Origin of the sequence: Streptomyces avermitilis MA-4680 = NBRC 14893 (assembly GCF_000009765.2) — a bacterium.
GTDB lineage: Bacteria > Actinomycetota > Actinomycetes > Streptomycetales > Streptomycetaceae > Streptomyces > Streptomyces avermitilis.
The window spans coordinates 3,672,196-3,695,791 of the sequence record NC_003155.5 but is presented as its reverse complement, the minus strand read 5'-3'; the positions used below and the strand labels follow the sequence as shown (position 1 = coordinate 3,695,791).

Annotated in this window: 16 protein-coding genes, 4 pseudogenes and 2 riboswitches; of the genes and pseudogenes, 13 read left to right on the top strand and 7 right to left on the bottom strand. The window is 66.5% G+C overall.

Features of this window, described 5'->3' with window-relative positions; all coding sequences use genetic code 11:
* Positions 1–18: 18 nt before the first annotated feature.
* Positions 19–900: a non-homologous end-joining DNA ligase gene (gene ligD / locus SAVERM_RS15320; RefSeq protein ID WP_010984378.1), complete on the bottom strand. Its 882-nt coding sequence runs from the start codon at positions 898–900 to the stop codon at positions 19–21.
* Between the two features lie 51 nt (positions 901–951).
* On the opposite strand from ligD, the gene ku reads away from it, so the two are divergent.
* Positions 952–2,043 (top strand): non-homologous end joining protein Ku, encoded by a 1,092-nt coding sequence (gene ku, locus SAVERM_RS15315; RefSeq protein ID WP_443098097.1) that lies wholly within the window; start codon positions 952–954, stop codon positions 2,041–2,043.
* 130 nt (positions 2,044–2,173) lie between these two features.
* On the opposite strand, the gene SAVERM_RS15310 is transcribed toward ku, so the two are convergent.
* A complete protein-coding gene (locus SAVERM_RS15310) occupies positions 2,174–3,976 on the bottom strand; it encodes a beta-ketoacyl-[acyl-carrier-protein] synthase family protein (RefSeq protein ID WP_037648958.1) in 1,803 nt (600 codons plus the stop codon).
* A 340-nt stretch (positions 3,977–4,316) separates the two neighbouring features.
* Between SAVERM_RS15310 and SAVERM_RS15305 the strand changes: the two genes are divergently transcribed.
* On the top strand, positions 4,317–5,855 hold the full coding sequence (locus SAVERM_RS15305; protein ID WP_037648955.1) for a hypothetical protein: 1,539 nt from the start codon (positions 4,317–4,319) through the stop codon (positions 5,853–5,855).
* 138 nt (positions 5,856–5,993) lie between these two features.
* Here SAVERM_RS15305 and SAVERM_RS15300 read toward each other — a convergent pair whose 3' ends face one another.
* Together SAVERM_RS15300 and SAVERM_RS15295 are read right to left on the bottom strand one after the other, a co-directional pair.
* The gene (locus SAVERM_RS15300) at positions 5,994–6,209 is read right to left on the bottom strand and encodes a hypothetical protein (RefSeq protein WP_010984374.1); all 216 of its coding nucleotides are present in this window, start codon (positions 6,207–6,209) and stop codon (positions 5,994–5,996) included.
* A gap of 59 nt (positions 6,210–6,268) precedes the next feature.
* Positions 6,269–6,766 carry a DUF3293 domain-containing protein gene (locus tag SAVERM_RS15295; RefSeq protein WP_010984373.1) on the bottom strand — a complete coding sequence of 166 codons (498 nt, stop codon included), beginning with the start codon at positions 6,764–6,766 and terminating at the stop codon, positions 6,269–6,271.
* A 45-nt stretch (positions 6,767–6,811) separates the two neighbouring features.
* Positions 6,812–6,928, bottom strand: a riboswitch (SAM riboswitch).
* 86 nt (positions 6,929–7,014) lie between these two features.
* Positions 7,015–7,123: riboswitch (SAM riboswitch) on the top strand.
* A 533-nt stretch (positions 7,124–7,656) separates the two neighbouring features.
* Here SAVERM_RS15295 and SAVERM_RS15290 point away from each other — a divergent pair.
* From SAVERM_RS15290 to SAVERM_RS15270, 5 genes and pseudogenes are all read left to right on the top strand, one after another.
* On the top strand, positions 7,657–8,199 hold the full coding sequence (locus tag SAVERM_RS15290) for a DUF6882 domain-containing protein (protein WP_037648952.1): 543 nt from the start codon (positions 7,657–7,659) through the stop codon (positions 8,197–8,199).
* Positions 8,200–8,945: 746 nt separating this feature from the next.
* A pseudogene (gene snpA, locus SAVERM_RS15285) lies at positions 8,946–9,587 on the top strand (snapalysin); the annotation flags it as partial.
* A gap of 341 nt (positions 9,588–9,928) precedes the next feature.
* A pseudogene (locus SAVERM_RS15280) lies at positions 9,929–10,633 on the top strand (replication initiator); the annotation flags it as partial.
* 11 nt (positions 10,634–10,644) lie between these two features.
* Positions 10,645–10,814, top strand: a pseudogene (locus SAVERM_RS15275) (helix-turn-helix transcriptional regulator).
* A pseudogene (locus tag SAVERM_RS15270) lies at positions 10,811–12,101 on the top strand (tyrosine-type recombinase/integrase). Before SAVERM_RS15275 ends, SAVERM_RS15270 begins: the two co-directional pseudogenes overlap by 4 nt.
* Positions 12,102–12,139: 38 nt before the next feature.
* Here SAVERM_RS15270 and SAVERM_RS15265 read toward each other — a convergent pair.
* Both SAVERM_RS15265 and SAVERM_RS42365 read right to left on the bottom strand, forming a co-directional pair.
* Positions 12,140–12,514 (bottom strand): hypothetical protein, encoded by a 375-nt coding sequence (locus SAVERM_RS15265; protein ID WP_137865238.1) that lies wholly within the window; start codon positions 12,512–12,514, stop codon positions 12,140–12,142.
* An 899-nt stretch (positions 12,515–13,413) separates the two neighbouring features.
* Positions 13,414–13,839 carry a hypothetical protein gene (locus tag SAVERM_RS42365; protein WP_137865239.1) on the bottom strand — a complete coding sequence of 142 codons (426 nt, stop codon included), beginning with the start codon at positions 13,837–13,839 and terminating at the stop codon, positions 13,414–13,416.
* A gap of 786 nt (positions 13,840–14,625) precedes the next feature.
* On the opposite strand from SAVERM_RS42365, the gene SAVERM_RS42360 reads away from it, so the two are divergent.
* Positions 14,626–15,372 carry a DUF6308 family protein gene (locus SAVERM_RS42360; protein WP_137865240.1) on the top strand — a complete coding sequence of 249 codons (747 nt, stop codon included), beginning with the start codon at positions 14,626–14,628 and terminating at the stop codon, positions 15,370–15,372.
* 15 nt (positions 15,373–15,387) lie between these two features.
* Positions 15,388–16,824, top strand: coding sequence for a DNA phosphorothioation-associated putative methyltransferase (locus SAVERM_RS15260; protein ID WP_010984366.1), 1,437 nt, complete (start codon positions 15,388–15,390; stop codon positions 16,822–16,824).
* 5 nt (positions 16,825–16,829) lie between these two features.
* Here the strand turns inward: SAVERM_RS15260 and dndA are convergent, their stop codons facing one another.
* Positions 16,830–17,984: a cysteine desulfurase DndA gene (gene dndA, locus SAVERM_RS15255; protein ID WP_010984365.1), complete on the bottom strand. Its 1,155-nt coding sequence runs from the start codon at positions 17,982–17,984 to the stop codon at positions 16,830–16,832.
* Between the two features lie 244 nt (positions 17,985–18,228).
* Between dndA and dndB the strand changes: the two genes are divergently transcribed.
* From dndB to dndE, 4 genes are read left to right on the top strand one after another with little or no spacing between them, the layout of a single operon-like run.
* Complete coding sequence (gene dndB, locus SAVERM_RS15250) at positions 18,229–19,368, top strand: DNA sulfur modification protein DndB (RefSeq protein ID WP_010984364.1); 1,140 nt, start codon at positions 18,229–18,231, stop codon at positions 19,366–19,368.
* On the top strand, positions 19,365–20,942 hold the full coding sequence (gene dndC / locus SAVERM_RS15245; protein ID WP_010984363.1) for a DNA phosphorothioation system sulfurtransferase DndC: 1,578 nt from the start codon (positions 19,365–19,367) through the stop codon (positions 20,940–20,942). Before dndB ends, dndC begins: the two co-directional genes overlap by 4 nt.
* Positions 20,929–22,956, top strand: coding sequence for a DNA sulfur modification protein DndD (gene dndD / locus SAVERM_RS15240; RefSeq protein ID WP_010984362.1), 2,028 nt, complete (start codon positions 20,929–20,931; stop codon positions 22,954–22,956). Before dndC ends, dndD begins: the two co-directional genes overlap by 14 nt.
* Entirely contained in the window at positions 22,946–23,326 is a 381-nt protein-coding gene (gene dndE, locus SAVERM_RS15235; protein ID WP_037648948.1) for a DNA sulfur modification protein DndE, read from the top strand. Before dndD ends, dndE begins: the two co-directional genes overlap by 11 nt.
* The last annotated feature ends 270 nt before the right edge of the window (positions 23,327–23,596 follow it).

Sequence of the window (23,596 nt, the reverse complement as noted above, 5' to 3'; positions counted from 1 at the left end):
GGCCGCCCTCGCGCGGCGTCACGGCAGGGGCGCGGCGTGGCCGGGGTCGAGCAGGGGGGCCAGCAGGTCGCCGTGCTCCTGGAGGCGGGGGGCGATGTCGGGGGCCTGGAAGGCGAGCGGGCGTGCGGCAGTGCAGTCGGCGACCTCCTCCCAGGTCACGGGAGTGGAGACGGTGGGCTCGGCACGGGCCCTGAGGGTGTACGGGGCCGCCGTGGTCTTCCGCGCCGCGTTCTGACTCCAGTCGACGAACACCTTGCCGGGGCGCAGGCTCCGCGTCATGCGGTGCAGGACGAGACGGGGCATGTCCTTCTCCGCCGCCACGGCCAGCTCCTTGGCGTACTCCGTCGCCCGCCCGGACGGCGTCGGCTCCAGCGCCGCCAGCAGATGCAGCCCCTTCGACCCGGACGTCTTCGCGTACGACTCGATCCCGTCCGCCGCCAGCCGCTCCCGCAGCCACAGCGCGACCTCACAGCACTCGACGATCGTCGCGGGCGGGCCCGGGTCGAGGTCGAAGACGAGCCGGTCCGCCTGGCCGGGCGTGCCGATCCGCCACTGGTGGGTGTGGAACTCGGTCACCAGGTTCGCCGCCCACATCAGGCTCGCCAGGTCCTGGACCAGGACCATGCGGGCGGGCCCCTCCGAACGGGGCACCTCGGCGGTGACGACCCAGTCGGGCGTACCCGGCGGCACGTTCTTGGCGAAGAAGACCTGACCGTCCGGGCCGTCGGGGTAGCGCAGGAAGGAGATCGGACGGTCGTGCAGGTGCGCCAGGAGGGCGTCGGCGGTGGTGGCGTAGTAGTGCAGCACCTCGCCCTTGGTGAAGCCGGTCGCCGGATAGATGACCTTCTCCAGGTTGGAGAGGGCCAGCCGTCGCCCCGCCACCTCCGTGATCGGCGTCATACGATGAGAATCCCACGAAATCGGCTGATACCGATCGGAAAGGTGCTGCACGTGCGATCCATATGGAACGGCGCCATCTCGTTCGGCCTGGTCAGTATCCCGATCAAGCTGGTGAACGCCACGGAGAGCCACTCCATCTCGTTCCGCCAGATCCATCTGGAGGACGGCGGCCGGATCCGCTACCGCAAGTTCTGCGAGCTGGAGGACCGTGAGGTCACGCAGGACGAGATCGGCAAGGGGTACGAGGACGCGGACGGCACGATCATTCCGATCACCGACGAGGATCTGGCCCAGCTGCCCATCCCGACCGCCCGCACCATCGAGATCGTGGCCTTCGTCCCGGCGGACCGGATCGACCCGCTCCAGATGGACACGCCGTACTACCTGTCGGCGAACGGCGTCCCCGCCGCCAAGCCGTACACGCTGCTGCGCGAGGCCCTCAAGCGCAGCCAGAAGGTCGCCGTCGCGAAGTTCGCGCTGCGGGGGAGGGAGCGGCTCGGCATGCTGCGGGTCGTCGAGGACGTCATCGCGATGCACGGGCTGCTGTGGCCGGACGAGATCCGGCCCCCCGAGAGCGTCGCCCCCGACGCGAGCGTCACCGTCCGGGACAAGGAACTGGACCTCGCGGACGCGCTGATGGACACGCTCGGCGAGGTCGACCTGAACGAGCTCCACGACGGCTACCGCGAGGCGGTCGAGGCACTCATCGAGGCGAAGGCCTCCGGCGAGAAGGTCCCGTCCGCGCCTGCCGATGAGCCGGGCGGCAAGGTGCTGGACCTGATGGCCGCCCTGGAGAAGAGCGTCCGCGCGGCGAAGGAGTCGCGAGGCGAGGGGACGGGCTCGGAGACGGGCTCGGAGACGCGCGACCGCACGGGCGCGAAGAAGGGGAAGGCGACGGGGAAGGACACGGGGAAGGAGGCGCAGGCGGAGGTGACGCGGCTGCGCCGCAAGACGGCCCGCGCCGCGCCCAAGGAGGTCGGGGGCAAGAAGTCGACGTCCACGGCGAAGAAGGCGACGGCGAAGAAGGCGGCTCCGAAGAAGACGACGGCGAAGAAGACCACCGCCAAGGCGACGAGCGCGAAGAAGACCACGGCGAAGAAGACCCCGGCCAAGAAGGCGACGCCACGGAAACGCTCTGCGTGAGCCGGGGGCCCACGAGCTCGGTGTGAGCCGGGGGCCCACGCGCTCGGTGTGAGCCGGGGGCCCACGAGCTCGGTGTGAGCCAGGGGCCCACCCGCTCGGCGTGAGCCGGGGCCCACCCGCCCACACCCGCCTACCCCACTCGCCGCAGCGCCAGCACCGCGTTGTGGCCGCCGAAGCCGAACGAGTTGCTGAGGGCCAGGTCTCCGCCGGCCGGCAGCGGGCGCGCGCTGTGGGTCACGACGTCCAGGCCGATCTCGTCGTCCTGGATCGCGCAGCCGATCGTGGGCGGGATGAGACCGTGGTGCAGCGTGAGGGCCGTCGCGACGGCCTCCACCCCGCCCGCGGCGCCCTGGAGATGACCGAGGTGCCCCTTCAGGGCCGTGACCGGCACCGGCCCGCCGAGCACCGCCCGCAACGCGTTCGCCTCGGCGAGATCGCCCTCGACGGTGGCCGTGGCATGCGCGTTGACGTGCACGACGTCCACGACATGACCCCCGGCGTCCTTCAGCGCGCGCCGCAGCGCGAGCGCGACGCCGCTGCCGGACGGGTCGGGCGCGGCCATGTGGTGGGCGTCGGCGGACAGCCCCCAGCCGGCGGCCTCGCAGTAGATCCGCGCCCCGCGCGCCCGCGCGTGCTCCTCCGTCTCCAGCAGCAAAAACCCGGCACCCTCCCCGTTGACGAACCCGTCGCGGTCCTTGGCGAAGGGCCGGGAGGGCGAGCCCTCCGTCAGACCGTGGTGCGACAGCGCCCGCATCGCGGCGAACGACGCCATGATCGCGGGCGTGACGACGGCCTCGGCGCCCCCGGCCAGCGCGATGTCCACATGTCCGTACCGGATCCGGTCGATGGCCAGCCCGATCGCCTCGGTGCCGGAGGCGCACGCGCTGGTCACGGTGCGGGCCTCGCCGGTGATGCGCAACGCGAGAGAGACCTGCGAGGCGGCCTGCGAGGGCACCGTCATGGGGGTGGTGAGGGGCGACACCGAGCGCGGCCCCTTGGCGCGCAGCTTGCGGTCGCCTCCGACGAGGACGGACGCGTCCCCGAGGATGGCCCCGACGGACACGCCGACCCGCGCGGGGTCGAGCCCGCTCTCCGCCGTCCCGGCCCCGTCGAACCCGGCGTCCCGCCAGGCCTCCCGCGCGGCGAGCACGGCGAACTGGGCGGCCCGGTTCATCCGCCGCGCCTGCGGCCGGGGCAGCAGCGTGGCGGGGTCCACGGGCACGGTCCCGGCCACCCGCACGGGCAGCCCCTCGAACTCCTCCCCGTCCAACTCCCGTATGCCGCACTCCCCTTCGAGGAGCCCCCGCCAGAGCTCACCCACACCGACCCCGAGCGGGGTGACGGCACCGAGCCCGGTGACGACGACCCGACGCGGCGCCATGCCTCCCGCCGACCGGCGCGGCCGCGGATGATGCCGTACGAGATGGTCGCGCCCGGCGATCTCCCCGGCCAGCTCCCGCAACGCCCCGTCGGAGAGCGGCTCTTCGCGCAGACTCTCCAGGTCGCGATGCCACACACCCCACCGCCGTACGTACGTCTCCTCGACGGCATGGGGATCGACGACGCGCAGCGTGGTGACCCGGTCCCCGTCGCGGAACTCGACGCCCGCGAGATCGACCGACGTGACGACCGGAATCCGGCCCACATCCATCCGCCGACAGGCGACCGTGACCTGCCGGACCCGCCCCAGCACCTCATCGCGATCGGCCCCACCGAGCGGCGGCCGCAACGTCACCCGGACCGTCCCGGGCGTCCCGGGCGTCTCAAGTGCCCCGGGCATCCCGGGTGTATCGGCGGGCACGACGTGTATCACCACGAACCACCGGTCCCCGGCGACGTCCTCCTCCGACAGAGCGAGCAGATCCCCCGGCCTGACCTCGGCGACGGTGACGGCGTGGGGGTGGAAGTAGGGAATCTCCGAGGAGTGACGCATGAGAGCGGCTGCTTTCTGTCTGCGACTTGACGGATCTGTGGGGGAGAGCCGGTGGTACGCCCGACACGAGGGCCGCGTCGCAGCGTGCCCGGCCCGCGACACCGCCCTCGTTTCCCGTACGCAGTCCACGCGTGCACAACTCACCGGACCCCAGGGTTGGTTCGCGCTTCAGCCGGTCGATTCACCTGCCAAATGTTCAGTCCCATGACAAAAGGGATCTCGCATCGAGAGTCCGATGACCTCCGAGCCCCGGGCGGCCGGTACGCTCCCGCCGGACGAAACCCGAGCCGCCCGCAAGCCGACGTGGCGAACCGAGCCGCACAGGAGGAGCAAGCCCCGCATGCCGCACGCGCGTTACGACCAACGGGTCCGGGCTCTCGTCGAGGTCCGTGGAGGCCCCGACGACTGGGAGGAGGCGCAGCGGTGTTTCGAGGAGCACGGCTGGCCGGTGCGCGGCTTCTCCACAGAGACAGGCGGGGAACCGCCCCGAGGGCCGGCGCTGGATCCTGACCCCGAAGCCCGCGTGTACGAGATAGAGGTCCGCTTGTTCGGTGCCGCCAAGGCATGCGACCGAGGGGCGGCGCACAGGGTGCGCAAGGCCATGCGCGGCGCCCGACTCGAAGCGTACGTGCGCTTCGCGGAGCCCGTCCGGCGCGATCGCGAGATGTTCTCGCACTGGCGGGTCGTCGACAGCGCGCGGCATCGCGCCCGTCCACCGCACTCCTGGCGTCGTACTGTCTCGCGCCTGGCCCTGCGCTGCGGATGGTACGACGCGGGCGGCGTCGTATCGGGACACCCGCGGCAGGCCCTTCGACTGGCCCGGACACACACCCCTCAGATCGCCGGAGCGGGAGTGCGGCCCCTCGACGGTCGCTGGCGCGGCACGGTGAGGTACTGGCCGGAGGAGGAGACCGAACACCGTTTGTTCCACGCGGTGTCGTGGTCCTTGCTGACGGCCGCGGCGCTGGTCTTCGCGGCCGGTCGGTCCGGGTTCGCCTGGTGGTTCTGGGTGACGGTGGCCGGCCTCGGCGCGGCGGGTGGTGTGCGTGCGGGAGCGCGGCTCGCACGGGAGGGCCGACGGTTCGGCGTGGTGACGGTCCTGCTGCTGATGGCGTTCCTCACCGCTTCCGGGCTCGGTCTCGTCGACGGCGAAGGGCACGGCTGGACACGACGCCAGATACTCATGACGGCACTCGTGCTCGGTGTGATGTCGGGTCTGTGGCTCCTCGTACGCCAGTGGAGCTGGGGCGAGTGGGTCGCCTGGGCGGTCCCGCTCGTGGCGACCCTCGCCCTGTCCTCGTTTCTGGCCGCCGGATCCGTGCTCCACGCCCTGTACGCGGACGGCCTGTCGCTCTCGCCGGACGACCTCGAGGTGCCTGCGGTCTGGCAGGTACTGGCCGCCGCGAAGCTGCTCACACTGCTCAGCCCGCTGCTCGTCGTTCCCGCGTGGTGGGGAATCGCACGGCACCGGCACCACTCCTACGCGGCGCCCGGCGAACGCCTGAACGTAGCCCTGAACGCCTGCTTCTTCCTCCTGATGCTCGGCGTGGTCACCTTGCAGGCACTCGATTCGGCGAGCACGGCGGTGCACAGGACGACCGAGGCCGCCGAACGCGGCGACGATCCCCCGTCCTACTTCGGCGTCGAACCGGAATGGACCTGCGTCGAACCCGCCGTACCCCTCACCCGCCTCTCCGGCGAGGGCCCACACCTGTCACCGAAACACCCGTACCTGTCCTTCGGCGTAACGGCCGGCACCGCGATCCTCTGGGACCGAACAACCCACGAACCGCTCAAACTCCAGTCCTCCCAGATCCGCCTGACACCGGCCGAGTCCGGGACGACCCGGTGCACGAAACCGACCACGGGCGCCTCATGACACGGCCGTCCAGGCCCACACGCCTTCTCATCCTCCCGGGCCCGTCCGCTCCCGGCACGCCACCCCACCGGTCCGCTGCTGGCTCGGCGACATCGTGAACTCGGCTGTCACGTCACTCACTTCCGCCGAGCCCGGAGTTCAGCGTGGTCCCGTGCCATCCACATAGGGGCGGGCCCGGCGGCGCAGCGGGGACGTCTTGTCCCACACGTGCCAGCGCGCTCCGCACAGCGGGTCCGTCTCGTACGTCACCTCCGCCGGGAAGCCGTCGGCCTTGACCCGCTCGGCCGGTGGGCCGACGAGGGTTCTGCCGCAGCGCGGGCAACGGGCCGGGGTCGGCATGGGATGCATGCCCATCGGGACCTCCTCCTTGCGTGCTGACTCCTTGCGTACTGAAAGACGCGGCCTTGAGTCCGTCAGGTGAGGCAGGACCCCGGGTCCCTGGGCTGCTGCGTGGACATGGTCCACCCGGACACGGCTGTCTCATCGCTGGAGCACGACAGCAGACGCCAGGCGTCAGGGGTCCAGGCGAAGACCGCGTCCTGGCCGAAGTGCCGGCCCAGTTCACGCGCCTCGGCGTCGCTCAGGCCGACGAGGGCGGCGCTCTCCTCGACGTGCGCACCGCACACGGTGCCTCCTGCCGCGGGCCACCAGGCGAGCCGACGCCGGCCGATCTCCTCGAACAGCAGCGCCTGGGCACGGCCGTTGTCCTCGGCAGAGGCCGTACGGCCATAGGGATTGCATGCGGTGATCACATGGATGGTGCGCCCGGCCGGTTCTGGGAAGTGGCCTTCGGCTGTACCCTGCGGGCCCGGCACGACCCTCACCGTGCGGTCGGCGAGTCGGATGTCCACGACTGCCTGCTGGTAGCCCGCCCAGTTCCGGGGCGTGGCTGATGCGCGGGTGTTGTCCATGGGGTCTCCTGAGAATCGGGGACCCCCTTACGCGTCGTGCAGGGAGATCCGCGCTTACCCCCAACTGGACAGTGGGGGCCCGGTCTTCCCTGGAAGGCACCTTGCGCGGTGTGCGAGGTTGCCAGCCGATGATCGTCCAGGGGCGCGATCGGCTTCGTGACCAAGCGGGAGGCTTTCACAGTTTCGGGCTCGAATCCAGAGGCGGGAGCACCTTGTGAAGATCCGTGACGGGTGTTAATTTCACGCCCGGTCACGAGTTCCAGCGTCAAGCCCCGGCTTGCTGGACGGCATCCCGCCCGCTACGGGTGCCCCGGGTGACGACCGGCCCCGTGCGCGGTGCACGGGGAACCGCGGATCACCGGGGTGTGGCACTACCGGGGTCCACCGACTCCGGAAGGCCGTCCGCCCATGCCCGCGTCCGACGCGATCCCCGCCCTGCCACAGCACATCGGCTCCGCCCTCCCCACGCAGCCCGAAGCTGCCGAGCCGGGTGCCGACCTGCCAACGATCTCGGCCCGTCCGGAAGCGTTTTACCCCCACCCCTCGCCGCTCGCCCCCGTCGTCCAACGGGAGCCCGGCCCGGTGCCCGCGGAACACGAGCACGCGGCCGACCGGCAAGACACCTCGACGTGTGCCAGTACGCCGGGCAACTGCTGGGGGCATGACGGCGGCGAGGACAAGGAGCAGTACGCGAAGGTGGAGAACCACGACGGGGTCTGTGTCCTGTCAGTCGTGGACGACTTCACCGAAGGGATGGTGCCGGAGCCGTGTGGACGATCACGTAATGCCCCGGCCGTGTGGTCACGTAATTCCCCACCCTGTCGGTGGCGAGGTGTCAGGTGTGAGGGGTCATCGTCGACTGGTCAGTGGCCTCTGGCAGACTCCGCGGCATGGGAATGTTCAAGCGGGCCAATGAGGCGGAGAGTGCTGATCAGGCCGGGGAGCGAGCCGACTTGAGCCTCCTGCTGCTGCAGGGCGAAGACATGATCGAACAGTTGGGTCGTGCCCACATGTCCTGGGGGCTGGGTTCAGCGGACCGCTGGGATCTGGATCAGACGACCGGCATCATCACCTGGACCTTCCCTGACAAGACGGCGGCAGCACCCGCGCAGATCCTCGGCAGTTTCAGCCCCGGCTCGGGCTCGTGGCTGTGGGCCTGGGCCAACAAGAGCATCCTCCCCGACATGAGCCGTGACGCCCGCAGCTTCCGGGACTGGGCAGACGACAACGGGCATCCCGCTCTCGCCCAGCCGAAGATCGAGGCCGATGAGAAGGCCGCTGCGACGCTTGTGGCCTTGGCTGTTCGGGTCACCAAGGCGACCGGCTATTACCGGGGCCCGGGAGGCAACTCCGCCGTGATCATCACGTTCGGTCCGGTCACTCTGACCGCCGCTGACGGCAGCGTCTCCAACTTCAACATCAATATCGACTAGCGCCGGAGAGCTGGGCGGAGCTCGACGCCTGGGCCTCAGTGCTCAGGCGCCGAGCGGAAGCCTCCTGCGGTCAGCTGTCCTTCGCGGTCGCCGTTCCATTCTTGTCGGTGGGGTTCCTGGGACGCTTGCTGAGTGCGGCGGACGCGCTGCTGGAGGCGGGCGAGGAACCGACCGACCTCTTCCTGCGCCGCTCGCCGTGCCGCACGGCGGGCCCGGCTTCCATCCTGATCAGGACTGAGCGGTGGCGGCTCAGCGGAGAGGGGCTCTGCCCTGCGCCGAGAGTGACGTCTGGGGAGGGCGACTCGGTGCCAGTGGGGCGCAAAAGAAGCGGAAGCCCATTATTTCGTGACGTCAGTCACAACGCTCTGCCAATCAACCGGTGCACTTAGTAGATACGGCATGGCGTACATCTGAGTATTTGTCCGTCTTGGCCTGGATGTGGATCCTGCGGCGTGTGTCGGAATTCCGCCCGGCCGACAGGCACGCCCATTGCCCCGCGCTGTAAGGCTTCTGACGCCGCGACATCTTTTCCTCCTGTCGCTGTGTGGGGACCGGAGGCCCGCGCACGGCCTTGGCGAGGTCCTGAGATCTACGAAGCGACGTAGTGGTGGGACCCATTGCGTGCCCTGTCGGGCCGTTCTAAGAATGTCGACCCACAGGACGTCGCTGCAGTTCGGAACCGGTGTTCACCGAGTCGACCGCGCGCTGTGGCGCTCGGCGTCACCGAGTGAGTAGGAGCCCCCCACATGAAGTCGTCCCGAACGTCCCCGAGATTCCTCGCCCTCGCTCTCGGCCTGGGTCTGGCCTCCAGCGCATTGGCCGTGGCGGTGCCGGCGAGCGCCCAGACGGTTGCCACCCCCTCCGACTCCGCCGATACCTCCGTGGCGGGGTACGACGGGTCGGCTGAGGAGGCCGCGAACAACAAGGCGTTCTTCGAGGCTGTGCTCAAGTCGGTCGCTGAGAAGCGCGCCGCCCAGCCCAGCGGGCAGGCGGTGACCCTCCACTACGACGCCTCCAAGGCGCCGAGCTTCCGTTCGCAGATAGCGAGCGCGGCCGCGACCTGGAACAGCTCCGAGTCCAACGTCAAGCTCGAGGAGGCTTCGAGCGGGGCCGACTTCTCCTACTACGAGGGCAACGACCCTCGCGGGTCCCACGCCTCCACCGACGGCCACGGAAGCGGCCAGATCTTCCTCGACTACACCCAGGCCCAGCAGAACGACTCGATCCGCGTCGTCACCCACGAGACCGGGCACGTGTTGGGCCTGCCGGACAACTACAGCGGGCCGTGCAGTGAGCTGATGTCGGGCGGCGGCCCCGGCCCGTCCTGCACCAACCGCTACCCGAACGCCACCGAGCGCGCGCGTGTCGACGAGCTGTGGGCCGGCGGAGGCGCGCAGGCCCCGGGCACGGGGAGCCAGCCCGCTGGCGGCCCGAGTGCTGCACCGTCGGCACCGTCGGCACCGTCGGTGGCTCCGGGTACGGGGAACCAGCCTGCTGGCGGCCCGAGTGCTGCACTGCCGGTACGGCCCGTGGGGCCGGGTCAGGGTCCGTGGCGTCCGCACCTCCGTACGCTCTGGAATTGATTGCGTTCCCACTCATCGCGCGCCCAGGCGTGAGGGCGGGTGGGAACTCACTAGTCGATCTTGGTGATCGCCTGGCGAGGATCGTCTAGGTCAGACGTCAAGCATCACCCGACGCCAACCCGTCAACCATCAACTGAGATTCGACACACGCCGTGATCCGCCTCGACGGCCCCGACGATCCGCCCCCGTCCTGGGCCAACGTCGGCCTCCTCACCGACGCGATCCGCGCCGCCGCCCTGCACCGCTACACCACGGTGTCAGTGCCCGCCGCGGGCGACGAGCCGGCCCGCACCTTCCAGTGGGGCACACAGCTCGACATCCGGCCCGTGAAGGCATTCAACGACGGCACGGACATCACCGAACAGGCCGTTGCCTCCTACGTCACCAAGTACGCCACCAAAGCCGCCGAAACGACCGGCACCCTCGACCGCCCCATCGGCAACCGCGAAGCCGCCGTTCTGCTCGGCGTCCCCGACCACGCCCGCCGGCTCATCGACGCATGCTTCGACCTCGAACCCCTCTACCCCGACCGACGGTTACGCGCCTGGGCCCACATGCTGGGCTTCCGCGGACACTTCTCCTCCAAATCTCGCCACTACTCCACCACCCTCGGCACCCTCCGCCGGACCCGCGCCGACTATCGCGCCGCCCAAGGGCGCCAGGACCGCGGCCTCGAGGACACCGAGCCGGACACCGTGCTCGTCCTCGCCTCCTGGCAGTACGCCGGCCACGGCCACACCCCCGGAGAATCCGCCCTCGCCGCGACGATCGCCCGAGACCTCCAACTCAACCGCGAGACCGCACGTGAAGCCCTGTCCGACCAACTAGCCCTGGAAGGAGCGCACCTGTGAGGGATGAACTGATGACGGTCCCAGACATCCTGAGTGAGTTGAAAAAGTGTCACGGCGCACCTTCTACCGCTGGCGGGAGCTGGGCCAAGCGCCGAAAGCCCTGAAGCTCCCCAACGGTGAGCTGCGGGTGTGGCGAAGCGACTTCACCGCGTGGCTCCGTGAGCGGGAGGAAGCCGCGTGAAGTCCCTGGACGTCAAGATCTGGGGGGTTCGCAAGCGCCCTTCGAAGCGGCCCTCATACGACGTGCGTTGGTCGGTTGCGGAGAGGGTCTTCTCCGAGACGTTCCGAACCAAGGCTCTGGCAGATCATTACCGCACCAAGCTCATGCGCGCCGCGCGTGATGGTGATGAATTCGACGATGTCACCGGGCTTCCGGACTCGATGGCCGAGACAAGAGCCGAACTGAGCTGGTACGCCTTCACGCTGAAGTACCTGGCAATGAAATGGACGGCCGAGCGCTCCGCTGATCCGGCAAACCCTGCGCAACTGGGCTTTCGTGCTGCCTGGACCGGGTGAGCGGGAGGTGCCTACGGAGATCGAGGACACCTTGCATTGGATCGCCAAGGCGTCGCGCCCGTTGAATGATCTGGCTGACCCTGTGACGGCACGGGAGGTACTCGACTCGTTCAAGATCCATCTCGACGGGAAGGCTGCTGCGGCCGAGACCGTGCGCCGAAAGCGGTACAGCTTCGTCAACGCCCTGCATTACGCCGTTGACCTAGGCGAATTCAAGGAAAATCCCCTGATCGCCGTGCGCTGGCAGAAGCCCAAGGTTTCCAGTGAAGTAGACCCGCGCTTGGTGGTGAATCCGCAGCAGGCCGTTTCGCTACTCCACGCCGTGTCCTACGTGGGCGGTTACCGAAGGGCCCGCGGTCGTCGACTGGTCGGGCTCTTTGCCTGCATGTACTTCGCCGGCCTGCGGCCTGCCGAGGATATCGGCCTCTCCGAAGCTGACCTGACACTGCCGGAACACGGCTGGGGCACTGTGCTCCTGCACCGCACGCGTCCGAGCGTCGGCAAGCAGTGGACGGATTCGGGGGAGAGCCACGACGACCGAGGGCTGAAGAACCGGCCGGCCGAAGACATGCGCCCCGTGCCGATCCCGCCCCAACTTGTGTCGATGCTCCTTGAACCCCTCGACACCTTCGGGACCGCTTCAGACGGGCGCCTGTTCTATAGCGAGGGCGGAGGAGTAGTTGCCTCCTCGACCTACTCGCGAGCCTGGCAGGAAGCCCGCACGCTGGCGCTCCCGTCGGCCGCGGTGGCTTCGCCGTTGGCGCGTCGGCCGTACGACCTTCGCCACTCAGCCCTGTCGACCTGGCTCAACGCCGGGGTCGACCCGACCGAGGTCGCCGAACGGGCGGGCAACAGTGTCGAGGTCCTGTTGGGCCGCTACGCCAAGTGCATTGACGGGCGGCAGGAGATCGCCAACCGGAAGATCGAGGAGTTGTTGCGCGAGTATGAGTGAGGCCGGGCGGTGTGCCTTGTCGCTTGCCCGCGTCCCTGTCAGGCTTCTGAGCGCGCTTTCAGGGCCTGGCGGAAGTCGAGGTACGAGAGCGCTATGACCAGAAGCGGAACAATGATCCATAGCAGGGCGTGGCGCAGCCAGCCTTCGGTCAGGGCAGCGACGAGAACCACTGCGACGGCGCTTCCGACGAAGCCGAAGAACTGCCGGTAGGAGCGGAAGCCGCCGACCATGGCCGCGTGGCTTGCGGCAGGATCGTCTTCTTCGGCGAACGCGGTACGCATGGGGTGGCTGTCGCCCTCGCGCCTGGCTCGCTGCCAGGCGAAGAACCAGCGTCCGAGCACGTAGAGGACGAACGTTCCCAGGAAGATCCACCACTCGGTGGCATTGTCGGGCAGTGAGCGCGCCAGTGTCATGAGCACCGCATTCCCCGGGCTTGGGGGAGTAGACGGTTCCGTGTCGCGGTGACGCCTCCCTGGACCAACCCGGTCTCCCCTCCCCGTCGAGCTGTGCCGACCTGGTGCAGACACATCGCACACCGAGGCGGAGACGAACTCTTTTGCGCCCGCCTGAACCTCAGCCGACGAAAGTCAGCCACGATGGTGGGTGCGCCGACCGACCAGGCGCGTGTGTGCCTCGCCGCACCCCCACCGGTCTCAGCCACGCTGCTGACGCCGTCGATCAGAGCAAGGAGCGACGGCAGAAGCGCGGTGACGAAGCTTTAGCGCGGCGACTTCTTCGTCCCGAAGCAACTTGGGCGAGCGAGGGAGTGTCCTTCACCTGCGCTGGCGGTCCGCAAACGTCCGCGCTCTCGGCCGTTGTCACGCAGTTGGACACTCACCCGGGGCGGATCCCGATGCGCGGGCTCAACCGACCTCAGCTAAGTTCTCCGGGCTTTGGCATGGCCGTACCAGTGTCGTAGATCCACTTGGGTGACCTGCGGCTACCGGTCCTACGACTGTCGTTAGTAGGCGTCACCGGTCGCCACTGAGCGGCCGCGGACGGCCTACCGACGGCCCAGCAGTGATCACCTGTGGACTTCCAGCTACTCGTCTCCTGACCTAGTGGTTGTGGGCGTGCCAGAGGACCTCACCACGGACGAAAGCGCCCGGCTCAGGAGTCCACCTGTGCGGCATGGCTGTGATCTCCGCAACAGCGTCGAGGTCCTCCTCAGCCGGTACGCCGAGTGCATCGACGGACGACAGGAAATCGCCAACCGTAAGATTGAGGAGCTATTGCGTCAATACGACTGAAGCCGCAGCATGAGGCAGCGAACCCCTGATGAGTTCAGGGTTCGCTGCCTCATGCTGCGGCTTCACCAGTCTGCTTCGTCCATGTGTCCGCAGGTTAGGCATCTGTTCCCGTTCCACGGACCGTAAGATGAGCAGAAGGGGCATTGCCAACTGATGTGTTTACCCGTCACCCCTCCCGTCTTCCCGTCCGCCACAAAAGCTACCTCCGCGGAGAGTGGGGTAACCAGATCCCAGCGCTCGGGATCGTACAGGCCGGATAGTGCCGGGTGCATCCGTGTCAGCAGGGACTCGGAAGCCTCCTTGAGTTTCCCTTGAATGAAATCGGCGGCGGCTTTTAGCTGCTCGATGTCATCTGATGCCATAATCATCGCAAGCGCTTTTTCCGTGTCGCGCTTCTTGGCGAATGCGGCGGCCTTTTTGCGCACCTTCGGGGCCAACTCCTGCGCCTTGCGTAGCAACTCTGTGATGGCTGGGGCCAGTGTAGGCACCCTTCGGCCTTTCCCTGAGTTGCAGGGACGGCAACTTGGAGCGAGGTTTTCGATCGAGTAGAGATCGTAAGTCGCTGGGAGGCCGTGCCTTTCGAGTGCCTCGCGTCGCTTCGCTTCGTTTGCGCGTGAAGCCAGGTGTTTAGGGATGGGGTGCTCTACTTCGTATTCAGACCAGAAAACAGGAAGGTTGCACCAAACGCACCTTTCGCCCCAAAGGGTATAGAGCGCCCATCTCTCCGCATGGCTAATCTCATATGGCACGCCGGGAGGATACTGGACGATCTATCTGTGTGACACCGTTGCTGGGCGCCGCGACCTGGTTGCCATGCTTCGCTGCCGGCGTCCGGGAGGAGTTGCGGGGGCTGCATTTGCAGCGCGCCATTGTGCGGTATTACCCGGTATCAGAGCCGCGCTCGGTGCCTCTCGTCTGCTGACCTGGGCGGACGCCCCTAGGCCCTGTCCACAAATAGTCCACAGGGGCCGTCATAGGGCCGCTCGGCGACGCATACGCCTGCATATACGCGAAGACCCCGGCCTCAGCGTTTCCGCTGGTGACGGGTCCTTGGGCACCTAATTCAAGGTGCCCCCGGCAGGATTCGAACCTGCGTACACGGCTGCGGAGGGGGCTTGACTGCCAGGCGTCATCGCAGGTCGCAGCCCTACGGAAGGCTGTTAGGCGAGTACGGGTCCACGTATGGTCCACAGCTCGTAGCATGCGCACGAATATTGCTCTGTTCAGAGCGGCTGCGTTGCGGTGCGAATCGGTGAGGCCGCGGGGAGGATTACGTGAGCACCATCGGAACACTGCGTGGTTGCGCGGAGAAGCACCTGCGGACCTACGCAGATCCTCGAGGTCCCCGAGCCTTCCGTACGTATGACTGGCAGGGCGATCCGGAACGACTGAGCCCGTTGGACTGCTTGGCGCCGTCTCTGCTGAGCGTTCGTATCGGCTACAGGCAGGTGGTTCCGTTGTTCCGCCCCGACGGCCCGGGGGCTGAAGTTCTACACGCCATGGAGGCGGTGCTTGCGAATCAGGCGTGTGCGACAGCGGATTTCTTGGACGTGACGCTGGATCCGTCGACGGGACCCTGGTCTCTGGTCGATCGAGCATTGGTTGCTACAGGTGAAGCCGGCGGTACAGGGTTGCCCGATCTCAAGGCCGTTGCCGTCACAAAAATCCTCCACCGTAAGCGACCTAATCTTGTGCCGATTTTCGACAGGAATATTTACCAGTTCTACCTGGGAGAAAAGCCAATTTCCGGCGCTTATAAGGACACCCCTCGTCGCTTATGGCCGCTCCTGCAAGCAGATCTGCGCCGTCAGAAGCAATGGGTCCAAGACCTCATCGCCCCCGTCCGTACGCCTGACGACAGACCGCTCAGCCTTCTTCGAGCGGCAGACATCATTATCTGGGAGCACACTGCCAGCGAAGCGACGCCTGATGGTGCTCTGCTGAGACTGGGGGCACGTTCGCCGTTGCGTGGGTGTACCCGGCGGGCGTCTTCTACCCTGCTGAATGGTGTCGTTACCTAGACGCAGGTGTCTGAGATGCAGCAAATCTGGGGTAGTGAGCGTCGCCGGACAGCGATCGGGCGGATGGCCTTGTCGGTGCCCGCGCGTCAGGCTTTGGCGGATCGCCAGTTGGTGGCTGAGCGGACGATCCTCGACTACGGCTGTGGCCGTGGCGACGACGTCAGAGCTTTGCAGCAACTGGACTGCCAGGTGGTGGGTTGGGATCCGTACTACCGCACCGATACGCAACTAGTCGCCACCGATGTGGTGCTGCTGACCTACGTGTTGAACGTGATCGAGGATCCGGCGGAGCGTCGGCAGACCTTGAAGCAGGCGTGGGAGCTGACCTCGACGCTGCTGGTTGTCTCAGCGCGCCTGACATGGGAGAAGTCGAAAGTTCACGGTGAGGGGTTCGGTGACGGGCTGCTGACGAGCCGGCAGACGTTCCAGCATCTGTATGCCACGAGTGAGCTGCGGGAGTACGTGGAGCAAGTGACCGGCGCGCGAGTGGTGGCGGCTGCGCCCGGGGTAATCTACGCGTTCCGGGACGAGGGTGCCCGGCTGAGCTATCTGGCACAGCGTGTGATCCCGGATGCCGCGTGGCTTGCTTCCGAGGACACTGCCTCGGCGGTGAGTGCGGTGGTGGACTTCTTCGAACGTCGGGGACGTGCGCCCCGTATTGAGGAGATGCCGCGGACCGTTGCAGAGCTGTTGGCTCATCTGCGGCCAGGCGAGGTCAAGCGCCTGCTGAGGGACGGTGCTGATGCTGAGCGGGCTGATGCGGGGGCTAAGCGATCGACGCTGAACACCTTGCTCTATTTGGCGGTGGAACTGTTCAACGGTCGGGGGCCGTTCGCGAGTCTGCCGGTGGGCTTGCAGCAGGACGTGCGTACGTTCTTCAGTTCCTACAAAGAGGCGTGTCAACGCGCTGATCGGCTGTTGTTCAAGCTCCGCGACGACGGCTATGTACGCAATGCCATGAATGCGTCTGCTGCGGGTAAGATAACACCGACGGCTCTGTATGTGCATCGACGCGCGCTGGGGCGAATCCCGACGGTGTTGCGTTTGTACGAGCACTGCGCATCGATCGCTGCTGGTCGCCCGGAACAGTGGACGGTGGCAAAGCTCAAGCATCAGGGGAGGGCAGTGTCTTGGCTGGACTACCCAGACTTTGACAAAGACCCGCATCCACGGATCTGGTCCTCCTACATGGTGGACCTGCAGACGCTTCAGACGTCCCATCTCTCCTATGAGAACTCGGCCAACCGCCCCCTGCTCCACCGCAAGCATGAGTTTCTGGCACCGGATGATCCGGACGTGCCGCGATACCGCCGGTTGACCGAGTCTGAAATGCGGGCCGGGCTGTATAAACGGCCGCACCTGATTGGGACCGAGAACGGCTGGGAAGCCGAGCTCGTCAGATGCGGCCGGCAACTGCGCGGGCACCGCCTGGTGCGTCGCACGGAGACGTAGGCTGATCAGCCTTCCTGAGGCTGCATGCGGGCAATGGTTTCGGCAATGGGAAGAGGGTCGAAGTCCCTCGCTTGCGGAGGGAACCAGGAAAACCGCAGCCCATTGGCAGCCACGTCATCGGGAAGGCCCATAGCCTGGAGCACGTGGCTAGGGGTGTAGGAGGCGCTGGTGCACGCCGAACCTGTTGCAATGGCGACCTGATCCTTGAGTCGGACAATCAAGGCTTCAGCGTTGAGCTGGTCGAAGGAGACATTGAGGATGTGCGGCACGGTGTGAGCCTGATCTCCGTTGACCCGGAAGCGTGTCTTGCCGAGCGCTTCCAAGATCTGCTCACGCATCGCTCGTGCCTCGCGCTCCCAGTTATCCCGGCTCTCGTGGAAGATCCGCGCGGCCTCGTGGAGGCCCATGATCAGCGGGACCGGCAGAGTTCCGGGACGCAGCTTCCTCTCCTGGCCACCGCCGAACATGATCGGCTCCAGTGGAGCCTTATCCCAGCCGCGACGTCGTGTGATGAGCGCTCCGACCCCCTTCGGTGCGCCGATCTTGTGGCCGCTGATGCTGATCAGGTCGATTGGCGCGGTCAGATCGCCGGCGATCTTGCCGTATCCCTGGGCGGCGTCCACGTGGAGGTAGGTCGGCGTGGACCGCAGGCGCTCGGCTAGCTCGGCGACCGGCTGGATGACTCCGGTCTCGTTGTTGACGTGCATCAGAGACACCGCGAGTGTGTCGGGGCGCACGTGCTCCATGACCTGCTCGACAGTGATTCGGCCTGACGCACCCGGCTCAAGAACGTCCACGGTGAAGCCGCGGGTTTCCGCGAGGTGCAACAGGGGCTCGAGGACGGCCTTGTGTTCGATGGCGGAGGTGATGATGTGCTTCTTGCCGGTCCGCTCGCCATGTGGAGCGAGGCCGAGCAGGGCGATGTTGTTGGACTCCGTCGCCCCGCTGGTGAAGATCACTTCCTCGGTCTTCGCGCCTACGGTGTCCGCGAGATAGGAACGGGCTTGCTGGACAGCCTTCTTGGCGCGGGCGCCGTATTCATGGGTGCGGCTGCCGGCGTTGCCGAAGTCCTCTGTCATCCAGTGCAGGACGACCTCGGCTACCCGGGGATCCACCCGTGTCGTCGCCGCAACATCCAGATACGCCACCACGGCGCTCACCCGCCTCTTTGCACGCTTCCACTACACGACGTACGTCAAGCGATTAACGTACACGGTGGACTCTCGGTGCGCGAAGTTGACACAGGGACCGCTAGCGCCGCCCCTGGAGGGTTTCCTCCTGGATGTGTCTGGCTGATTCGGTTGTGCCACCCCTGTGTAGTACGTCATCCCGCGTACCAGGGTACGTTGAGATGGAAGTGACGTACGTTTCTCGGGACACGTACGTACACGCTAGAGTGCACGGGTGCAGACTGAAGCGGCGAGCAAGACTGCGGGGCGGGCTGCCACGCGAGCGTCAACGGGCTTTGAATACACCTTTCCTGCGATCCGTGGAGTGCAGGCGGGGCGGGAGTTCTATGCGTCGATGTGCCCGCTGCGGCTCATCCCGAAGATCTTCCTCTTCGACGAAGATGATCTTTCCGCTGAGCTGAGAGCCCAGCGGGTGCTTAATAAGGGACGCCTGCCGGCGCTCGCTCGCTACATTCTGGACAATCCCGACGATTACGTCTTCAGTGCCCTGACCGCGTCCGTGGACGGGGATATGGCCTTCGAATGTCAGGGCGCAGAGGGTTCTGCGCACCGCACGGGGCAGTTGCGCATCCCCATGGATGCCCGCTTCCTGATCAACGACGGACAGCATCGCCGCGCCGCCATCGAGCTCGCGCTGAAGGAGAAGCCTGACCTCGGGGACGAGACCATCGCTGTCGTCTTCTTCCATGACACTGGCCTCTCTCGCTCCCAGCAGATGTTCGCCGACCTCAACCGGCATGCCGTCCGCCCGGCGCGCTCCATCGGGGTCCTGTACGACCACCGGGACCTCAACGCTCAGATCACGCGCGCCCTCACGGAACGCTCAGCCATCTTCAAGGGCTTTGTTGAGATGGAGAAGAGCACGCTCTCCGCTCGCTCGCGCAAGCTGTTCACTCTTAGCGCCCTGTATTACGGCAACCAGTCCCTCCTTCAAGGCCTCGACCTCAAGCAGGACGAGGCGATCAAGCTGACGCAGTCGTTCTGGGAAGCCGTGGACACGGCGCTGCCGGAGTGGGCGATGGTCCGCGGTAAGCAGCTTTCCGCCCAGGAGATGCGTCGGGACTTCATCCACAGCCACGGCATCGCCCTGCATGCGCTGGGCCGCGTTGGAAACGCGCTGTTGCGGGAGTCGGTCAAGGAGGCTGCATGGAAGAGGCGGTTGGTTCCGCTGACGGATGTGGACTGGACCCGGGGCAACATCGACTGGGAGGGGCGTGCCATCGTCGGCGGCCGCGTTTCCAAAAGCCATCAAAACGTGACATTGACCGTTAATTACCTGCGTAAGCATCTGGGCCTGGAGTTGAGCCCGGAAGAGCGGCGCGTGGAAGACGCATATCTGCGAGGCGAGGCATGACCACCATCCCCCTCAACCTCGGGCTTACCCCCGTACGTCGCAAGCCGTTCGGTGGACGCTCCCTGGAGGAGGTCGTCAACGAACTGACGGAGGAGATCCGGGAGCTCTACACCGCCGACCAGGTGCCCTGGGTCATCGGCTACAGCGGGGGTAAGGATTCCACTGCTGTCCTGCAGCTGGTGTGGATGGCTCTCAAGGGCCTGCCTGCCGAGCAACGCACCAAGGCTGTGCATGTCATTAGCACCGACACGCTTGTGGAGAACCCGGTCGTTGCCGCCTGGGTGTCCGCCTCGCTGGGCACCATGCAGGATGCGGCGCAGGCGCAGGGTCTGCCGGTCGAGCCGCACCGCCTGACTCCGGAGATCAAGGACACCTTTTGGGTGAACTTGCTTGGCCGGGGCTATCCCGCCCCGCGCCCGAAGTTCCGCTGGTGCACCGAACGTCTGAAGATTAAGCCGTCGAACGCCTTCATCCGCAGTGTGGTCGCCGCTCACGGCGAGGCGATTATGGTCCTGGGTATCCGTAAAACGGAGAGCCAAGCCCGCGCCCGCGCCATGGAAAAGCACGAGAAGCGCCGCGTCCGCGACCGCCTCTCACCCAACGCAAACCTGCCCAACTCCCTCGTCTACAGCCCCGTTGAGGACTGGACCAACGACGACGTGTGGGAGTTCCTGATGCAAAAGCCCAATCCCTGGGGCTACACCAATCAGGACCTGCTCACTATGTATCAGGGCGCTTCCAGTGATGGCGAATGCCCGCTCGTGGTCGACTCCACTACTCCTTCCTGTGGCTCAAGCCGTTTCGGCTGCTGGACCTGCACCCTCGTCGATGAGGACAAGTCCATGTCCGCCATGATCCAGAACGACGAGGAAAAGGAGTGGATGACCCCTCTGTTGGAGCTACGTAATAAGCTCGACGCCCCATTTGATGAATGGAAAGAGGGCGAGGAAATTCCGGCTGGCCGCAAGGTTGGCGATCCTAAGCCTGACAAGCCGGCTCGCGACTTCCGTCGGATGAACGGCAAGGTCATGCTGTTCAAGGACGACGCCATCCACGGGCCTTATCTGCAGTCCTTCCGCGAAGAGTGGTTGAAGGACCTGCTGGACGCCCAGACTTGGATCCGTGCCCATGCTCCGGAGCACGTGCAGAACATCGAGCTGATCACGCTTGAGGAACTGCACGAGATCCGCCGGATCTGGGTGTTCGACAAGCACGAGGTCGAAGACAGCCTGCCGCGGATCTACCAGGAGGCCACCGGCGAGTCCTTCCCGGGTGGCCCGCTCGACGAGCAACTCGTCATGGGGTCCGACGAGATGGACGTCCTCAAGCAGGTCTGCGATGGCGACGACCTGCATTACAACATGGTCCGCGAGCTCCTCGCCGTTGAGCGGAAGTACCGCACCATGGCGCGCCGTTCAGGCCTCTTCCAGGCACTCGAGCAGGCTGTGCAGAAGGGCTACTACGAAGACCACGAAGACGCCGTGGAATTCGCCACCCGCAAACAGAAGTGGCGAGACGACATCGCCGAGAACCTGACCTTCGACGACGAAAACGAACTCGATGCTCCTGCGTAAGATCACCCTCGAAGAATTCGGGGCGTACCGCGGAAAGCAGTCTCTCGACCTTACCCCCAAGAAGAACAAGCCGATCATCCTGATCGGCGGGTTGAACGGGTGCGGCAAGACGACTCTGCTCGACGCCATCCAGCTGGTGCTTTACGGCAACCGGGCGCGCTGCAGCGGTCGTGGCACCAAGGCCTACGAGACGTACCTGCGGGAGAGCATCAACCGCAAGGCCGACCCCAGCCGCGGTTCTGCCATCACCCTCGAATTCACCGTCATGACCGGTGGGCACGAGCACTACTACCGTCTCGTCCGCAGCTGGCACATCAGCGGTAAGACCCTCAAAGAGTTCCTCAACGTCTACGTCGACGAGACCTATGGCGAGCGGGTGAAAGCGCAGCGCAGCGCGGAGCCGGAAGGCAAGTTCAACCGCCTCCTCAGTGAGGGCTGGGCAGACCACGTCGAGTCGCTGCTGCCGTTGGAGATCGCCTCCCTCGCCTTCTTCGACGGCGAGAAGATTGAGTCGCTGGCCAACCCCGAACGGGCGGCGTCCGTCATCGAGTCGGCCGTGCACTCCCTGCTGGGCGTCAGCACCGTCCAGCAGCTGCGCAACGATCTTCTGGCCCTCCAGCGGCGCCAGAAGCTGTCCGAGGAGGAACAGCATCTCCTGGACAACATCCGTGCCCAGGAAGCCGAACGCGAAGCGGTGGTGTCCCAGTACGACATCGCGCACCAGGAACTGGCCCACTCCCGCAGCGAACTCGGCAAGGCGCAGCGCAAGCTGGACAGCCTGGAGAAGGCGTTCGCTGACGAGGGTGGCGATCTGTTCACCCGGCGCGTCGAGCTGGAAAACGACAGGAAGCAGGCCCTCGTCCGCCTGGCCCAGGTGCGCACGGAGCTCACGCAACTTGCAGCAGGACCCCTGCCGTTGTTGATGGTCGCACCGCTTCTCGACGACGTCCGGCAGCAAGCCAGAATCGAGCAGGAAGCCCAGCAGTCCGCCCAGGTCCTCGAGGTCCTCGAAGAGCGCGATCGGTGGCTGCTGGAGTTGATGCCCGACGCCACCCGAGCCGAGGTCCTCAAGCGGCTGGACGACGACCGCGCCGAGCGCGCCGCCAAGACGCAGCTGGCGGTGGATCTGCGCCTGCCGCACGACGCGCTGGCCCAGCTCACCGTCCTCGACGAACTGCTCCAGCGGGATACCCAGCGCTCCGCGCAGCTGCTTCATAGCGCCGCTGAACTGGCCGAGCATCTGGACCAGCTGGATCGGCAGCTTGCCGGCGTTCCCGCACAGGACAAGGTCGAAGCCCTCCAGGCGGCCCGGGGCGAGCAGATCGTAGAGGTAACCCGCTGTGAGACGACTCGCGACCGTGCCACAGCCAAGCTTGAGGACCTCAAGCGGCGCCGTGAACACGTCACCACGCTGCTGGAGCGTGCGCACAAAGAGTTCGTCCGCACCAAGGTGAAGGCGGAAGAAGTCGAGCGGGTGATCAAGTACTCGGAGAAGGCCCGCGACACTCTCGAGCGTTTCGGCTCCGCGCTCCTTGAGCGGCACATCAGTCGGCTCGAAGTGGCCGTTCTGCAGAGCTTCAAGGTCCTCATGCGCAAGCAGGGTCTCGTGCGCGACCTGCGCATCGATACCGACAAGTTCATCCTCACCCTGGCTGACGCCGATGGCGAGGCCATCGATCCGGCGCGTCTGAGTGCGGGTGAGCGCCAGCTTCTGGCTGTCTCGCTGCTCTGGGGTTTGATGCGCGTCGCCGGCAACCGGCTGCCCAGCGTCATCGACACCCCTCTGGGCCGTCTCGACAGCCGTCACCGCGAGCACCTCGTCGACCGCTACTTCCCCAACGCCAGCGACCAGGTTCTCCTGCTGTCCACCGACGAGGAGATCGACGAGTATCTGCTGGGCCGCTTGGAGAAGTCCGTCGCCCACACCTACACGCTCGTCCACGACGACACCGAATTCACCACCGCCGTCGTCGAAGGCTACTGGTGGAGTGCAGGAGCCTCGCATGCCGGTTGACCACGTCCGTCTGTCTCAGCCGGCCAAGGATCGGCTGTCCTACCTCAAGCGCACCACCGGCGTCACTCAGTGGAACGTGCTGTGCCGCTGGGCGCTGCTGCTGTCGCTGAGGGACCCTTCCACCCCGCTGGTGAAGGACATCGTCACTGACTCCAACGTTGAGATGAGCTGGAGGACCTTCGCCGGCCAGTACGGCGACCTCTACCTGGCCCTGCTCAAGCAGCGCTGTGTCGCCATCGGTGAGGAGCCCAATGACGAGAACATCCAGCGCGTCCTGACCGTCCACGTGCACCGCGGCATCGGCTACCTCGGTGCCGACAAGCAGATGGCCACGGTCGAAGGAATGGTCGGCGCCGTCGTGCCCACCTGACGCTTTCACCCACCCCCCGCGCTTGCCGAGGGCGCACAATCGCCCCGCCCTGGCACGCCCCAAAGTCTGTCCTCAAAGAGAGGACAGACCCGTATCCCCCACGCTGTCGGGCATGCGACCCCTCGCATGCCCGACAGCTGCATGTCCGGCGAGCCGCACCTTCCTGGTGGCCTCCGCATCATCCTTCGCCCGGCGCAGTCACAGCAGGGAGAAGACGTTGCCCGACCCACGGACACGGCGCCGACGCCACCGGGACCGCCCTGCTTTGCC

Coding starts and splice junctions, on each gene's coding strand:
- SAVERM_RS15310 (WP_037648958.1), bottom strand. CDS start 3,976: ATGCGTCACTCCTCGGAGATTCCCTACTTCCACCCCCACGCCGTCACC.
- SAVERM_RS15295 (WP_010984373.1), bottom strand. CDS start 6,766: ATGGACAACACCCGCGCATCAGCCACGCCCCGGAACTGGGCGGGCTAC.
- dndD (WP_010984362.1), top strand. CDS start 20,929: ATGCTCCTGCGTAAGATCACCCTCGAAGAATTCGGGGCGTACCGCGGA.
- SAVERM_RS15265 (WP_137865238.1), bottom strand. CDS start 12,514: ATGACACTGGCGCGCTCACTGCCCGACAATGCCACCGAGTGGTGGATC.
- SAVERM_RS15260 (WP_010984366.1), top strand. CDS start 15,388: ATGCAGCAAATCTGGGGTAGTGAGCGTCGCCGGACAGCGATCGGGCGG.
- ligD (WP_010984378.1), bottom strand. CDS start 900: ATGACGCCGATCACGGAGGTGGCGGGGCGACGGCTGGCCCTCTCCAAC.
- SAVERM_RS15300 (WP_010984374.1), bottom strand. CDS start 6,209: ATGGGCATGCATCCCATGCCGACCCCGGCCCGTTGCCCGCGCTGCGGC.
- SAVERM_RS15290 (WP_037648952.1), top strand. CDS start 7,657: ATGGGAATGTTCAAGCGGGCCAATGAGGCGGAGAGTGCTGATCAGGCC.
- SAVERM_RS15305 (WP_037648955.1), top strand. CDS start 4,317: ATGCCGCACGCGCGTTACGACCAACGGGTCCGGGCTCTCGTCGAGGTC.
- dndE (WP_037648948.1), top strand. CDS start 22,946: ATGCCGGTTGACCACGTCCGTCTGTCTCAGCCGGCCAAGGATCGGCTG.
- dndC (WP_010984363.1), top strand. CDS start 19,365: ATGACCACCATCCCCCTCAACCTCGGGCTTACCCCCGTACGTCGCAAG.